A 14,884-nucleotide genomic window follows, 5' to 3' on the forward strand; every position below is an offset into this window, starting at 1 on the left:
GGATCCGGGACTCGCCCGGGCGCCTGCGGGACGGATTTCCCGGGAGGTCCGCCCCACGATGGGCGGCCCCTCGCTCGGGAGTCATGGCCCGGTTGTCCGGGGCCCCCGCCCCGTCGAGGCGTGGCCTCGAGGAGGGTTTGAACCCCGCGATCGCCCCTCCCCCGACGGCCCGGGGCCGGCGTGAGTCGGTCGGGAAGGGCCCGGAGCCATCCTGTCCCCGACATGACGGGCCTGACGGGCGGGAGGGGAGCCTCCCGTCCGGGGAGATCGACCGGCGACCGCGTCGCGGGGCGAGGCCGCGATCGGGCTGAGTTGGGAGATGCCGAGCTGGGGCGGGGGAGGGCATGGGGGGGCGGTCGCCCCCCCTCGGGCCGTTCAGGCGGTGGTGGCCTCGTCGGCCGGCGACCCGTCGGCCGGCGGCTCGTCGGCCGAATACCGATCCAGGGCGTTGCGGAGCGACCGGAACTCGGGGCCGGTGAGCCACTCCCGGTAGCCGCGGACGACGTCGATCAGCTCCTCGTCCGGCGGGCCGTAGCCCTCGACGACCCGAGAGAGGGTCTCCCGGAACCGATCGGCCTTGGCCTTCGGGTCGTCGTGACGGATCAACAGCAGGGCCTTCAGGTGCTCCAGGGCCTGCTCGGCCAGTCGGCGGGACTCCTGGCGTTCGGCCTGAGAGTGGTCGGACTCGGCCGGCTCCTCGCCCCGCAGTTCCCGGTTGCGCCGGGCCTCCTCGGACGCCTGGCGGAGCGACTCCCTCGCCTCGGCGATGTAGGCTTCCCAGTCGGCCACGTATTGCCGGTTGAATGCCTCGATGTAGCCGGGCTCGTGTTGCTTGGAGAGGCTGACCAGGCGGCGGAAGACCCCCTCGAGCTGGTCCCGTTCCTCTTCCCCGGGGCCGGCGTGCTGGAACCGCCGCAGGCGGCCGATCCAGATCCGCATCTGCGAGTACTGCTCCCGGCGGTCGAGCTTGGCGAACGCCGGGGTGCCTTCCTCGACTTCCCGGGCGAAGGCGCGGACCTGGAACTCGGGGAAATGCTCCTCGGCCAGCTGGGCGAGGCGGTCCCCCTGCTCGACGTAGCCGTTGGCCGGGACTTGCAGGCGGTCCAGCTCCCGGCGGACGTGGTGGTAGCGGTCCAGCGCGGCCCGGAGTTCGATCCGGGCCACGTCGAGGGCGTCCTGCACCTCTTCCAGCTCGGACTGGGCCTCTTCCCTCCTGCGGTCGATCTCGACACGGGAGATCTCGACGAGCCGTTCGGCCTCCCGGAATTCCTCCTGGCCCATGAGCATCCGGTTCTGCGCGGTGCGCCGGATCAACTCCTTGAGCAGGACCTCGTCCCCCTCGGCCAGCTCCAGCTCCCGCTGCCTGGCGGGTCGGACCTGCCGGGAGCGATCCTCGACGGCCCGGGTCGCCTCCTCGGTGATGCGTAGCTGTTCGGCGGCCAGCTCGAGTTCCTCGATCAACTCCTGAGTCCTGGTCTTGGCCTCGACGCGTCTCAAGAGGTCCGCGAGCTGACCTAGCGGTGATCCCGTAGTCATCGGACACCGGCTCCTGTGCTGGGCACTTCGGATTATCGACTAGTTCTAGTGAAGACGCCCGTCGGGGTCGGCCGAGTGGGTTGCCGGCACCGGGGGCGGGGGAACGGGGGCTCTTACGGGTCGGATCGGCGGAGCAGCGGTCCCCGAATCATCTTACGAGAGGGAGGCAATCCCGGAACGGGGATCGGGATGGATCGGGGATCCGGTCGGGGGGGTCGGGCCGCGGGGCGGTGGGCGTCGCGGTCGGGGGGAGGGCGGCCCCGAGGCCCGTCGATCGGGCCCCGGGGCGATCCGGGGAGGTCAGCGCGGGAACTCCGAGGGGGCCTGGACGTGCTGCCAGCCCTCCCCGCCGAGCGCCTTGAGGAACGCGACTAGGTCGGCCTTCTCGGTTGCCGACATGTTCAGCGGCTTCATGCGCTGGTCGATGTGGGGGTTCGGGATCCCGCCCTTGTCGTAGTGCTCGACGACCTCCTCCAGCGTGGCGAAGCTGCCGTCGTGCATGTAGGGGGACGAGTGCTCCACCTCGCGGAGCGTGGGGGTCTTGAAGGCCCCGAGGTCCCGCTCCGACTTGGTGACGGCGTAACGTCCCGGGTCGGTAAAGACGCCGGTGTCCGGGTCGTAGCCGATGCCGATGTTGACGAACGACTCGTCGCTGAAGTTGAAGCCCAGGTGGCAGGCGTCGCAGGCGGCCTTGTTGAAGAAGACGTCCATGCCCCGGCGCTGGGATTCGGTCAGGGCCGACTCGTCCCCGGACTTGAAGCGGTCGTAGGGGGAGTTGCCGGAGTAGACGGTGCGCTCGAAGGTGGCGATCGCCTTGGCGACGCGGTCGAGGGTGATCTGCTCATCGCCGAAGGCGGAGGCGAAGCGGGGGCGGTAGCCGGGGATCTCGACGAGCCGGGCGACGACCGCCTCGTGGGCCTTGCTGGAGTCGTCCTCCAGGGTCATCTCCAGCGGGTTGGCCAGCGGGCCGATGGCCTGCTCCTCGAGCGAGGCGGCCCGGCCGTCCCAGAACTGGAGGGTCGTGAAGGCCCGGTTGATGACGGTCGGTGCGCTCCGGCCGCCCTTCTGGGCGCTGATGCCGGTGGAGACCGGCGACGAGTCGGTGAACGCCTTGCTCGGCTCGTGGCAGCTGGCGCAGGAGATGGAATTGTCGGACGAGAGCCTCGAGTCGAAGTAGAGCAGGCGTCCCAATTCCGCCTTCTCGGGGCTATAGGGATTGTCGTCGGGCCAGAAGACCGGGATCAGCCCCAGCGGCACCTCCGGCTCCTGCTCGGGGGGCCAGGCGGGCCCCGAGTTGGGGCTCGGCCCGGCGGTCGGCTCGGTCCGGGCGGCGACGAGGCCGGCGGACAAGGCCAGGCCCATCGCCGCCGCGGCGGTCATCGTCAATCGTCTCATCGGTTCTCGGTCCCCTCGACACTCGGTCCTACGATCGGATCGCACGCCGGACTGCCCCCGAAGGGGCGGGATCCTCCCACCGGGCGACCCCGGTCGGGGCGGCGGGTGCGGGAGGCGGCCCGGGGTCCGGGCCGCCTCGGGGAGGTCGGGCAGTCGGGTCGGGCGACTGCGAGGAGAGCGGGGGTCACTGCCCCTCGGTGAGATACCCCTGGACATACAGGGCCTTCTGGCCGGCCACCTCGGAGAACGTGCCGTTGACGGTCACCACGTTGGCCATGTTCTCGATGGCGGCCTTGCGGAAATTGGTCAGGCCGTCCCGGCGGGGGTTGTGCTCCTCGTCCATCAGCAGGAACAGCGAGCCGTCCTCGGTGAGCAGGCCGATCGGCTGCCCCTGCTCGGCGCACTTCTGGCCGCAGTCGCGGTGCTTGTCGCCACGCTTGCCGACCTGCAAGTAGCACGAGAGGTCCACGACCTCCCCGACGACCGCCATCGGCTTCCCTTCGAGCACCTTCCCCTCGATGGCCGAGGTGTAGGTCGTGATGCTCCACGGCCTCGACCCGGTGACCTTCTCGCCGAGCTCGGCGGCGGGGGCGTCGTACGTCCCCTTGGTCGGCTCGGACCAGTCCGGGAACAGGATGCCGGGCCCCTGCTGCGCGGCGAAGGCCAGCGACACCGCGGCCAGCAGCGTCCCGGCCACGTAGGGGCCATACGTCCTGATGAGGTTCATGGGAGACGTCCTCCTCTGGTTGCAAGCAAGCGAGTGGCTTGGGGGCATCGAACGGCACACCCCCATCTCCCGCGATGTAACACACGAGATCGCCCTCGGCAAGTGGGGGCTTCGGGTAATCGCCGTCCCGACCGGAGCTTGCGGCCGGATCGCCCCCCAAAAAGGCCGGGCGACAATCGCGGGGATTTCGGCTTAAAAATCCCGGCAACTTTCAGACCGGCCAGCGTTCGAGCCGGTAGGCCGCGTCCCAGAACATCCACTCGTATCGGCCGGCGAGGACGAACCGATCCTGCATCGCATCCCGCTGGGGCCCGGTCAGCTCGACAGCCACCCGGTCGGTCAACGCCAGCACCTCCCGGACGACTTCATCGTATCGGTCGCCGCCATAGGTGTCGATCCAGCGCCGGTAGATCGGATCCGGCGAGCCTTTGGGGAGCAATTCCCTCCCCACCCGTTGGTAAATCCAGTAGCAGGGCAACACGGCCGCGAGCCCTTGGTGGAAGGGTCGGCCCAACGAGGAGGCCAGCAAGAAGTCGCAGTAGGCCTGGGTGGTCGGGGAGGGGGTGGCGGAGTCGACCTGCTCGGGATGCAGCCCGAGGTCGCCGAGGAACCCGTCGTGGAGCGAGCGTTCCACGGCGATCGCGTCGCCAGCGTGCCGGTTGAACATGGCGGTCGCCTCGCCGTCGGGCGCGGAGGCGGCGAGGGCGGAGAGGGCCCGGGCAAACGACCCGAGATAGAGGGCGTCCTGGACCACGTAGTAGGCGAAGCGGTCCCGGGTCAGCCGGCCGTCGGTCAGCCCGGAGACGAAGGGGTGGCCGAGGATCGCCCCGTAGATCGGGCCGATGGCCTCCCAGAGCGCGTCGGTGAATGGGGCGTTCGAGTCGGCCATGCGGGGGGCCTCCCAGGGAGATCGGGCCCGGCGTCCCGGGGTCCTGCACCCATCTTCCCCCCGGCGCCGGGGGCGGGCAAGGTCGCGGCGGCCCCCGGCCGATCGCTCGCCGATTGACTTCGACCGCCGCGCCCGCCTAAGCTAACCAATGCATTCTGCCGGTTCTTTGAGCAGGTCGGGCGCGGCGCGGAGGCAACATCGTGGCCGAGAAACCCTGGGGAGGCCGGTTCGCCGATCGGACCGATCGCCGGGTCGAGCAGTTCACCGAGTCGATCTCCTTCGACCACCGGCTGTTCGAACATGATATCCGGGGCTCGATCGCCCACGCGCGGATGCTGGCCCACGTGGGACTGGTCTCCCCCGCTGAATGCGAACGGATTGTGCAAGGCCTGTCGGAAATCCGGGCCGAGATCGCCGAGGGTCGCTTCCCCTTCTCGATCGAGAAGGAGGATATCCACATGCACATCGAGTCGGCCCTGATCGACCGCCTCGGCGACGTCGGTCGCAAGCTCCACACCGCCCGGAGCCGGAACGACCAGGTCAGCACCGACGTCAAGCTCTGGACCCGGGACGCGATCGACGCGATCGACGGGCTGCTCCTGGGGCTGCAACGGTCCTTCGTCGGCCTGGCCGAGCGCCACCGCGGCCTTATCCTCCCCGGATATACGCACTTGCAGCGGGCGCAGCCGGTGCTGGCCCCCCACTACGCCCTCGCCTACGTCGAGAAGCTGGCCCGGGATCGCGACCGCCTGGCCGACTGCCGGAGGCGGCTGAACGTCCTGCCCCTGGGCGCCGCCGCGCTGGCCGGCACCACCCTGCCGATCGACCGGGAGTTCGTCGCCCGGGAACTCGGCTTCGACGCCGTCGCCCCCAACAGCCTCGACGTCTCCAGCGACCGGGACTTCCTCGCCGAGACCCTCTTCTGCCTGGCGCTGATCGCCGAGCACCTCTCCGGCTGGGCCGAGGAATGGATCCTCTGGTCCACCCAGGAGTTCGGCTTCCTGCTCCTGCCCGACGCCGTCTGCACCGGCAGCAGCATCATGCCCCAGAAGAAGAACCCCGACGTCCTCGAACTCATCCGGGGCCGGACCGCCCGCGTCGTCGGCGCCCTGCACACGATCCTCGTCCTAATGAAGGGGCTGCCGCTCGCCTACAATCGCGACCTCCAGGAGGACAAGCTCCCCCTGTTCGACGCCGTCGACACCGTCTCCTCCTGCCTCGACCTGGCCTCGGTGGTCGTCTCCGGCGCCTCGCTCGACCGGGAACGGATCGCGGCCCGCCTGGACGAGGGCTTCCTGGACGCGACGACCTTGATGGAATACCTCATCCTCAAGGGCGTCCCCCAGCGGACCGGCCACGAGGTCGTCGGCAAGCTCGTCTCCCTCTGCGAGTCGCGCCGCTGCCGACTGGCCGACCTGCCCCCCGACGACCTCCGGGCCGCCTGCCCCGCGATCGAGGAGGACGTGGCCGGCTCGCTCGGCGTCGAGAACGCGGTCAAGGCGTTCCGCTCCTACGGATCGACGGCCCCGGCGGAGGTCGATCGGCAATTAACCGAGTGGAAGGGTCGTCTCGCTTGAAGTAATTGCTCCGGTCCTGGAAAGACGCCGTAATGAGCATAAACAATCCTTGTTCGGATGTGCCTGCGTATCATCAGCTCTTCAATCCCGTACTCCTGGCGCTGAGGGAGCTTGGCGGCTCCGGATCATTACACGAGATCAATGAAAAAGTCGTTGAGTTGCTGGCTTTCAGCGAGGAGGTTCTTGGAAGACTTCATAGTCCCGAACAGGGAAATGAGAGAGAGGTTGAGTATCGCTTGGCTTGGGCGAGAACGTACTTGAAGAAATTCGGACTGATCGACAATTCCTCACGAGGGATTTGGTCCCTCACGAAAGCCGCCGAAGTGGTCGAGACCGTCGACCCCGGCGATGTCGTGAGGTTGGTTCGAGAAATGTCACGAAAGAAGGTCGACGAGGGGGAGACGGAAACAAGCATCGAAGAGAGCGAAGAGGTCGGGCACCAACCTTGGAAGATGCTCCTTCATCGTCTGCTCACCAGGGATCTCACCCCAGACGCATTCGAGCGCCTGGTCCAAAGGCTTCTCCGAGAATCCGGATTCATTCAGGTCGAGGTGACGGGCCGCTCAGGCGATGGAGGTATTGATGGGAAAGGCATTGCTCGAATTCATGGTCTTATGAGTTTCCATGTAATCTTTCAGTGCAAGCGTTATCAGGGGGTCGTCTCCTCGGGCGAGATTCGAGACTTCAGAGGTGCGATGGTTGGACGTGCAGATAAGGGGCTATTCATTACAACGAGTACTTACTCGCGAGAGGCCGTCAAGGAGGCGACTCGAGATGGGGCCCCGCCGATTGACCTGCTCGATGGGGATCAGCTTGCCGACAAGCTCAAGGAATTGAGTCTCGGGGTACGCGTCGAGATGGTCGAGAAAGTGACAATCGACGCCGACTGGTTCTCAGGCATCTAATCGGGACGTTCAGGCGAATGATCCTCGACCGCATCGCCAGCCTGCTGCAGTCCTGCGACGGCGACGCCCCCGCGATGCCGCCGACGCTGCTCTACAACGAGAACTGGCTGCTGCGCCTGATGATCGACTGGTACGCCCGCAACCCCGACGCCGGCCCCTCCCCGATGGCCCCGGCCCCCGGGGCCACCTGGTTCGCCGAGGCCTGGCTGCCCTCGGCGTTCCTGCCCCGGTATCGGAAGGACCGGCTGGCGGAGTCGTGGACCCACGCCGACGGCGCCCTGGGCCACTTCACGACCGGGAACCGGGGCTGGGCGGATCTCGTGCTCCTGCCGGAGGCGAGGCAGCTGGTGGTGGTCGAGGGCAAGATGTTCTCCCGCCTCTCGGCCGGGGTGAGGAACGCCCCCTGGTACGACCAGGCGGCCCGGACCGTCGCCTGCATGGCCGAGGTGCTCCGCAGGGCCGACCGGCACCCGATGGAGCTGGAGGAGTTGAGCTATTGCCTCGTCGCCCCCCGCAAGCGGGTGGCCGACGACGTCTTCGCCGACGAACTCTCCCGGGGGGCGATCCTCCGCAAGGTCCGGCGCCGGGTCGAGGACTATGCCGGGGCCCGGGACGACTGGTTCCGGGACTGGTTCGTCCCGGCGATCCGGCGGGTCGAGATCCGCTGCCTCTGCTGGGAGGACCTGATCGAGGCCGTCTCCTTCCTCGACCCCGCCTCCGGCCAGGAGTTCGACGCCTTCTACAACGCCTGCCTGCACTACAACCGGCCCCAGGCCGTGACCATGCTCCACAACCTCCGCTCCGGCCCCGCCCCCGAACCGGACCCCGAGCTGGAGGGTCTCGACGACGAGCCCGTGCGGGCCCGGCTCGGCGAGCCAGACCATGCCGGAGGACCCGTCGCCGACCCGGTCCGGGACGGGGCGATCCGGCGCAAAGGGTGACCCGTCGAGCCGATGAGATGACTTGCTCCCAAGGCGGGCGGCGCTCGCCCAACCCGGAAGGCCCCCGATGGACCATTTCCACTACCGAGACCGCGACCTCTATTGCGAAGACCTCCCGGCCGCCGAGCTGGCCGATCGGTTCGGCACGCCGCTCTACGTGTATAGCGCCTCGGCCTTCGTCGATCGGCTGGCGGAGCTGCACTCGGCCTTCGCCGCGCTGGACCCGCTCGTCTGCTACTCGGTCAAGGCGAACTCGAACCTCGGCCTCTTGAAGCTGATGGCCGGCCACGGCAGCGGCTTCGACGTGGTCTCCGGCGGCGAGCTGTACCGCGTCCGGAAGGCCGGGGGTGCCCCCTCGAAGACCGTCTTCGCCGGGGTCGGCAAGACGGACGAGGAGATCCGGGAGGCACTCCGGGCCGGGGTGATGCTCTTCAACGTCGAGAGCGAGGCCGAACTCGAGGCGATCGACGCCGTGGCCCGGGCCGAGGGCGTGAAGGCGCCGATCGCGCTCCGGGTGAACCCGGACGTCGACCCGAAGACGCACCGCTACATCTCGACGGGCAAGAAGGAGTCGAAGTTCGGCATGGACGTCGACCGCGCCCTGCTCGCGGCCGAGTCGGTCCTCGGCATGCGGGGGCTCGCCATGACGGGCCTGCACATGCACATCGGCTCGCAGATCACCAGCACGGAGCCGTACGCGCACGCCTCCGCGAGGGCGGCCGAGCTGGTCGACCGCCTCCGGGGGATGGGACACGAGATCACCTGGTGCAACATGGGGGGCGGCTTCGGCATCGACTACCGGGGCGGGGAATCCCGGCCGATCGCCGAATTCGCCGAGGTGATGGTCCCCGTGCTCAGGGAGACCGGCTGCCGCCTGGCGATGGAGCCGGGCCGGTCGATCGCCGGCAACGCGGGCGTCCTTCTCAGCCGGGTCATCTTCACCAAGCAGTCCGGCGACAAGCGGTTCGTCATCCAGGACGCCGCCATGAACGACCTGATCCGGCCCGCCCTCTACGAGGGGTTCCACCGGATCTGGCCGGTCCGCGTCCCCGAGGGGTCGCCGAGCTGGCCCGACGACTTCGAGGCCCCCATCCCCGGCACCGAGCCCCGGGACGTGGTCGGCCCGGTCTGCGAGAGCGGCGACTTCCTGGCCAAGGACCGGGCCCTGCCGCCGACGGCCCGGGGGGACCTGCTCGCGGTCTTCTCGGCCGGGGCCTACGGCATGGTCATGGCCTCCAACTACAACACCCGCCCCCGGGCGGCCGAGGTCCTGGTGCAGGGCTCGGAGGCGACCCTCGTCCGGCGTCGGGAGACGTACGACGACCTGCTCGGTCCGGAGCTGGACGTCCCCTCCTGACCGCCGGGGGCGCCCGTCCCGCCCCCCGGCGCCGGCGGGGGGGCGACCCGGGGGCGAACCGGATCTGCCGATCGACGGGGTCGTATCGCGTCGGGGAGAAATCGAGCGGCCCGGAGGCCGACGATCCGCCGGGCGTCGGGCATCCTAGCCATAGCCGTCGATCCGTCGAGCGAGGCGTCCGATCCCCCGAGATCGATCGATCACCCGAACCTTCCCCCCGAACCACGAGGTCCGCACCATGCCTCCGACCCCGACCCCCCTCGATCGCGAGCCGGGCCGAGCCGGCGCCGTCGGCCGGTCGGCCTCGGCGCTGCTCGTGGTCCTGGCGGCCGGAGCGATCGGCCCGGCGATCGGCGTCGCGCAGGCCCAGGCGCCGGGCCTCGAGACCTTCGCCAGGCCCCCGCAGACCCCCCTGGAACTCTGGGACGCGATCGGCTACCTCACCCGGGTCGGCCTCACCGACCAGGCCGTCCCCCTGATCGACCGGTTCCTCCAGCTGGAGCCCGACGACGCCACCCTGCTGGAGATCCGGGACCGCTTCGGCCTCGGCTCGATCCTCCGGCTCCAGGACGACCCCCGGACCGCCGGGCGGGTCCGGGAGATCCTCGACCGCCTCGCCGCCGCTTCCCGGCGGAACGCGAGACGCGAGGACCGGCTCCGACGCGCCGTCGAGCTGCTCGTCGGCAGCCCGGTGCAGCAGGGCGAGGCGCTCCTGAGGCTGGACGAGGCGGGGCCTTACGCCGTCCCCTACCTGATCGAGGCCCTGGCCGATCGGCCCGTCGGCTCCCCCGAGCGCGCCCTGCTGGTCGGCAACATGGGTCGGCTCGATCGCCGGGCCGTCCCCGCCCTACTGGCCGCGCTCGACGCCCCCGACCCGACCCTCGCGGCCGATGCCGCCTCCGTGCTCGCCCGGATCGGCGACCGCCGGGCCTTGCCTTTCCTCGTCTCGCTGGCCTCGACCGCCGGCGACGACCCCGCCCCGGCCCGCACCCAGGCCCTCGACGCGATCCGTCGCATCGCCGGGGCCCCGATGGGGGAGCTGTCCCGCACCCCCGCCCGACTGCTGCTCGACGAGGCACGACGCTACCTGACCGGCGCCTACCAGTTCCCCGGCGACCAGGTCGAGCTGTGGACCTGGCAGGATGGGAACGTCTCCCCGGTCCTCGTCCGGCCCGACGAGGCCGAGGTGCGGCTCGGCTCCCGGTTCGCCGACCGGGCCCTGGAGCTGGATCCCGGAGACCCGGAGGCGCGGGCGGTCCGACTCGCATTGCAGATCCGGGCGCAGCAGGTGGGACCGGCCCCCGAGCCGGGCACGGCACCCCTCGATCTCTCCCGGGAGGATCCGGAGATCCTGGCCGAGGCGCTCCGCCTCGTCCAGGAGTCGAAGCAGTTCGACCTGGCCCCCCCGCTGATCTCGGCGCTGGGCCGAGTGGCCGACCCCTCCTCGCTGGAGGCCGCCGACCCTCCCTCGCCGCTCGTCTCGGCCCTGGCGGTCCCCGACCGCCGGGTCCAGCTGGCGGCGGCCTCGGAGATCGCCCGCCTCGACCCTGCGGTCGGCATCCCCGGCGCCAGCCGGGTCGTGCCGATCCTCGCCCGGTCGCTGCTGCCGGGGGACCTGCCCGAGGTCGTGGTCGTGAGCGGCAATACCCCGCTGTTGACCACGATCGCCTCGTCGCTTCGCGAGCGGGGGATCGCGCCGATCACCGCCTCGACCGCCGACGAGGGTTTCGCCCGGGCGGCGGAGTCGGCCGGGGTCGAGGCCCTGATCGTCGACCCGGCGTTCCTCCGGGGGGGCCGGGACGCCCGGGACCTGATCCTCGACCTCCGCTCCGACGCCCGGACGGCCGGGCTCCCCGTGCTGCTGCCGCTGCCGATCGACCCGGCCCGGGCGATCGCCCGGGGCCGGGAATACGCGATCCGGCAGTCGGAGGTCGAGCCGAACGACATCCCCGTCCGGGCCACGCCGATCACCTTCGTCGGCGTCCCTCGCAAGGGGAGGATCGACGGGCGGCTCTCGGTCGACGACCGCCCCCCGTACAACCAGCCGAAGCGGGAATTGCCCGACCCAAACGCCCCCCCCGCGGTCGACCGGCCGGTCGACCCCCTCAGCCCCCCTCCCCTGCCCGCCGAGGGGGAGGAGGCGGGCGAGGAGACGCCGCCCGTCGACATCTCCGGCGACCTCTTCGAGATCGGCCCGCTGCGGCCGGGGGACTCGATCTCGGCGATCATCGAGCCGGCCCCCGGCAGCACGCTGAGGCCGGTCGACGTGGCCCTCTGGCTCGAACGCCGGGAGGGCCCCGGCGGCGTCCCGGTGGCCACCGGGCTCGGCTCGCTCGCCTTGACGATCGACACCCCCGGCGTCTATGACCTCCGGGCCCAGGGCGCGGAGCGGTTCCTCTACGGCAACCGGGCCCTCTACCGGTTGGAGGTCACCGTGTACGACTCCGTCCGGCCGACCCCCCCGATCCCGGGGACGGCCCGGGTGCGGGTCGAGGCGCTGGCCCGGGAGTTTGACCGGGTCGCCGTCCTCACCGCCCCCGGCGACCCGTCCGCAGTCGAGGAAGCCCTGGCCCGATCGTGGGGACGGATCGGCGACGTCCCGATCCCCCGGGCCGAACTTGAGGCCATGGCCGACGCCGCGGCCGACGCCCTGGCCGGGATCGCCTCCCGCCCCGGGGGCTCGTTCGCGGCCGACCTCGCCCGGGTCGTCCCCCAGCTCCAGCGGGCCCTGGCCGAACCGTCCCGGGCCCCGGCCGCAGCCGCCGCCCTGGCCGCCGTGCCGACGGTCGAGGCCCAGCGTTCGCTGGCCGATTTCGCCGCGGACACCACCCGACCGGCCCCCTCCCGGGTCGCCGCCGCCCAGGCCCTCCAAACCAGCATCTCCCGATTCGGCTCCCTGCTGGCGAAGGACCAGCGGCCCCGGCTGCTCCGGGCCCGGGACCGCGCCGCGGAACCGGGGCTCCGGGAGGCCCTCGACGCCGTCGCCGGCGACCTGACGACCCGGGCCCCCGCCGCCGACGACCCCGGCCCGAACCCCGTGGAGTGACCGGCCGGGCCCCCGGACTCGGCCCATCCGGCCCGGGGGCCCGCCCGCCCTCCCGCGACGACCGAGCGGGAGGGCGGACCGGCCGTCCGGCCCGACGCGATCGAATCCGCCCGGCCCCGAGGATCGGGGCCGATCACCGCGAGACGGCCCCCCGGGGCCGACCTCGGGCCGACGACCGGCCCCCGAAGGATGCGACACCCGATGGCCATGACCTACTCCCGGAGCAACGACCAGGGGCCCTCCCGCCCGGATCGCCCCGTCGACGACCCCTCGGGCCTGCCCGGCGTCATCGCCGGCAGCGAGGTCATGCGCGACGTGGCCCGGGTCACCCGCCAGGTCGCCCGATCGAGGGCCTGCGTCCTGATCGTCGGCGAGACCGGGGCGGGTAAGGAGCTGATCGCCCGGGCGATCCACGACCTCAGCCCCCGGGCCTCCGGGCCCTACATCCGGGTCAACTGCGGGGCCCTGACGGAGAGCCTCCTCGAATCCGAGCTGTTCGGCCACGTGAAGGGCTCGTTCACCGGCGCCGTCGAGAACCGCACCGGCCGCTTCGAGGCCGCCCACACCGGCACGATCTTCCTGGACGAGATCAACAGCACGTCCCCCAAGCTCCAGGTCAAGCTGCTCCGGGTCCTCCAGGAGGGGGAATTCGAGCGGGTCGGCGACGTGAGCACCAAGAAGGTGGACGTCCGGGTGGTCGCCGCCACCAACCGGGAGCTGCGCGAGGAGATCGACGCCGGCCGGTTCCGCGAGGACCTGTACTACCGGCTCAACGTCGTGCCGATCGACCTGCCCCCGCTCCGAGACCGCCGCGACGACGTGCCCCCGCTGGTCACCTTCTTCCTCGCCCGGTACGGCGAGCAGGACCAGCGCGAGATGCGCCGGGTCGACCCCGAGGCGATGAAGCTGCTCTGCCGGTACGACTGGCCGGGCAACGTCCGGGAGCTGCAGAACTATGTCGAGCGGGCCGTGGTGCTCGGCGACGGCCCCGAACTGAGGCCGGAGCACCTGCCGCCGCAGCTCCGGGGGGTCGCCCCCCCCCGGGCGATCCGGGGGAAGGCCCCCGACCTGGACAGCCTGACCGCCGACCTCGTCCGCCGGGGCCTGCTCGCCGCCGGGCCGAACTCCGACGAGCTGATCCGGCGGATCGTCGCCCCGGTCGAGCGCGAGCTGATCCAGCAGGTCCTCGCCTCCTGCGACCGGGTCCAGATCAAGGCCGCCGCCCGGCTGGGGATCAACCGGAACACGCTGCACAAGAAGCTGTCCGAATACGGCCTGGACTCCCCCTCCGCCAACGGGGAGTCGCCGGGCGACGGGGACGACTCCTGATCCTGGGCGCGGCCATCCGCCCCCCGACCTCCCGCCCCGGCTCGCCCGCTCCCGGCCCGCCCGGCTCGCGGGGGATCGCCGATCCTCCGATCCGGCGCGTGCGACAAAAGGAGGCCGGAGCCGGTCGACCGGATCCGGCCTCGCTTCGATCGGGCCGGGGGGGCACCTTGCCCTTCGGGTCAGGCCGCCGGGGCCGGCTCCTCCGCCGGGGTCTCGGCGGGCTCGGGCTCGGGGACGACCTCGGCCTCCGGCTGCTCGGCCCCGGAGGGTTCCTCCGGCTCGGCGGCCGGCTCGGGCTCGGCGGCCGGCTCGGGCTCGGCGGGCGTCCCGGGCGCGTCCGCCGCGTCGGGCTCCTCGGCCGCCTCGGCCTCGGGCTCGGCGGATTCCTCGACGACCTCCCCCGCCTCGACGTCCACTTCCCCGGCGGGGGCGTCGCCCTTGGAGGTCATGATGACCTTGCCGTCCTTGACTTCGATGCGCTGGAACTTCGAGAAGAGTTCCCGCTTCTCGGGGTCGTTGGCCAGGTTCTCGGCCAGGTTCTGGGTGCGGATCTGCTGCATGGCCTCGTCGGGGACGGGCTCGCCCTTGACCTCGGCGTCCTGGAGCTGGAGCACGAGCAGGCCGTTGCGGAGGAAGACGTCGAAGCTGCCCGAGGCGTTGAAGAAGCGCCCGTCGAGCTGGTCGGTGCCCAGCAGCTTCTTGCCGAACTGCTCGACCGGCACGCTGATCTGGCCCCGGAGCACGTCCCCCTCGACGGTGAAGTAGGCGTGCTCGGCCGCCTCGGGGACGACCTGCTGGGCGACGACGTTGAACTCGTCGCTGGTCAGCTCCAGTTCGGCCTCCTTGCCGTCGTCGAGCGCCGCCCGGAAGCCCTCCCAGCGGTCGACGATCGCCTGGCGCTCCTGCTCGGCCAGCTGGATCTCCGGCAGTTCCGCCGGGGTCGGCTCGGTGTATTCCTTCATCACGTCGACGATCTTGCCGCGGACGAAGAACACCAGGGCGACGATCAGGATGATCGTCACCACGGCGAGGATGCCCGAGATCAGGCAGCCCCAGAACAGGCACCCCGGCCCCTTCTTCTCGGGGGGGGAGGCGAACTGCGGCTCCTGGTAGGCGTCGTACTTCTCGGGCCCGATCGGGTCGTTCATCGACATGGGAGATGGCCTCGGTCGCTTCGATACG

General features: G+C 71.0%; 11 protein-coding genes. 6 read left to right on the plus strand and 5 right to left on the minus strand.

Annotated features, from left to right (window positions below; genetic code table 11):
- Window positions 1-375: 375 nt before the first annotated feature.
- From ElP_RS22190 to tenA, 4 genes are all read right to left on the minus strand, one after another.
- Window positions 376-1,536: a hypothetical protein gene (locus ElP_RS22190; protein WP_145273164.1), complete on the minus strand. Its 1,161-nt coding sequence runs from the start codon at window positions 1,534-1,536 to the stop codon at window positions 376-378.
- A 300-nt stretch (window positions 1,537-1,836) separates the two neighbouring features.
- The gene (locus ElP_RS22195; protein WP_197446287.1) at window positions 1,837-2,931 is read right to left on the minus strand and encodes a cytochrome-c peroxidase; all 1,095 of its coding nucleotides are present in this window, start codon (window positions 2,929-2,931) and stop codon (window positions 1,837-1,839) included.
- A 184-nt stretch (window positions 2,932-3,115) separates the two neighbouring features.
- Window positions 3,116-3,658 (minus strand): hypothetical protein, encoded by a 543-nt coding sequence (locus ElP_RS22200; protein ID WP_145273167.1) that lies wholly within the window; start codon window positions 3,656-3,658, stop codon window positions 3,116-3,118.
- Window positions 3,659-3,869: 211 nt separating this feature from the next.
- Window positions 3,870-4,547: a thiaminase II gene (gene tenA, locus ElP_RS22205; protein ID WP_145273169.1), complete on the minus strand. Its 678-nt coding sequence runs from the start codon at window positions 4,545-4,547 to the stop codon at window positions 3,870-3,872.
- A gap of 200 nt (window positions 4,548-4,747) precedes the next feature.
- On the opposite strand from tenA, the gene argH reads away from it, so the two are divergent.
- From argH to ElP_RS22235, 6 genes are all read left to right on the plus strand, one after another.
- Window positions 4,748-6,124: an argininosuccinate lyase gene (gene argH, locus ElP_RS22210; RefSeq protein ID WP_145273171.1), complete on the plus strand. Its 1,377-nt coding sequence runs from the start codon at window positions 4,748-4,750 to the stop codon at window positions 6,122-6,124.
- A gap of 32 nt (window positions 6,125-6,156) precedes the next feature.
- Window positions 6,157-7,029 (plus strand): restriction endonuclease, encoded by an 873-nt coding sequence (locus ElP_RS22215; RefSeq protein ID WP_145273174.1) that lies wholly within the window; start codon window positions 6,157-6,159, stop codon window positions 7,027-7,029.
- Window positions 7,030-7,046: 17 nt separating this feature from the next.
- On the plus strand, window positions 7,047-7,970 hold the full coding sequence (locus tag ElP_RS22220) for a hypothetical protein (protein ID WP_145273177.1): 924 nt from the start codon (window positions 7,047-7,049) through the stop codon (window positions 7,968-7,970).
- Between the two features lie 67 nt (window positions 7,971-8,037).
- On the plus strand, window positions 8,038-9,327 hold the full coding sequence (lysA, locus tag ElP_RS22225; RefSeq protein WP_145273180.1) for a diaminopimelate decarboxylase: 1,290 nt from the start codon (window positions 8,038-8,040) through the stop codon (window positions 9,325-9,327).
- 238 nt (window positions 9,328-9,565) lie between these two features.
- On the plus strand, window positions 9,566-12,373 hold the full coding sequence (locus ElP_RS22230) for a HEAT repeat domain-containing protein (protein WP_145273183.1): 2,808 nt from the start codon (window positions 9,566-9,568) through the stop codon (window positions 12,371-12,373).
- 201 nt (window positions 12,374-12,574) lie between these two features.
- Complete coding sequence (locus ElP_RS22235; RefSeq protein WP_231749211.1) at window positions 12,575-13,702, plus strand: sigma-54 interaction domain-containing protein; 1,128 nt, start codon at window positions 12,575-12,577, stop codon at window positions 13,700-13,702.
- A gap of 179 nt (window positions 13,703-13,881) precedes the next feature.
- Here the strand turns inward: ElP_RS22235 and ElP_RS22240 are convergent, their stop codons facing one another.
- Window positions 13,882-14,856, minus strand: a complete 975-nt coding sequence (locus tag ElP_RS22240) for a hypothetical protein (RefSeq protein WP_145273185.1) — start codon at window positions 14,854-14,856, stop codon at window positions 13,882-13,884.
- Between the last annotated feature and the right edge of the window lie 28 nt (window positions 14,857-14,884).

The organism is Tautonia plasticadhaerens (assembly GCF_007752535.1).
Taxonomy (GTDB): Bacteria; Planctomycetota; Planctomycetia; order Isosphaerales; family Isosphaeraceae; genus Tautonia; species Tautonia plasticadhaerens.

Coding starts and splice junctions, on each gene's coding strand:
- ElP_RS22190 (WP_145273164.1), bottom strand. CDS start 1,536: ATGACTACGGGATCACCGCTAGGTCAGCTCGCGGACCTCTTGAGACGC.
- ElP_RS22195 (WP_197446287.1), bottom strand. CDS start 2,931: ATGAGACGATTGACGATGACCGCCGCGGCGGCGATGGGCCTGGCCTTG.
- ElP_RS22200 (WP_145273167.1), bottom strand. CDS start 3,658: ATGAACCTCATCAGGACGTATGGCCCCTACGTGGCCGGGACGCTGCTG.
- tenA (WP_145273169.1), bottom strand. CDS start 4,547: ATGGCCGACTCGAACGCCCCATTCACCGACGCGCTCTGGGAGGCCATC.
- ElP_RS22215 (WP_145273174.1), top strand. CDS start 6,157: ATGAGCATAAACAATCCTTGTTCGGATGTGCCTGCGTATCATCAGCTC.
- ElP_RS22220 (WP_145273177.1), top strand. CDS start 7,047: ATGATCCTCGACCGCATCGCCAGCCTGCTGCAGTCCTGCGACGGCGAC.
- lysA (WP_145273180.1), top strand. CDS start 8,038: ATGGACCATTTCCACTACCGAGACCGCGACCTCTATTGCGAAGACCTC.
- ElP_RS22230 (WP_145273183.1), top strand. CDS start 9,566: ATGCCTCCGACCCCGACCCCCCTCGATCGCGAGCCGGGCCGAGCCGGC.
- ElP_RS22235 (WP_231749211.1), top strand. CDS start 12,575: ATGGCCATGACCTACTCCCGGAGCAACGACCAGGGGCCCTCCCGCCCG.
- ElP_RS22240 (WP_145273185.1), bottom strand. CDS start 14,856: ATGTCGATGAACGACCCGATCGGGCCCGAGAAGTACGACGCCTACCAG.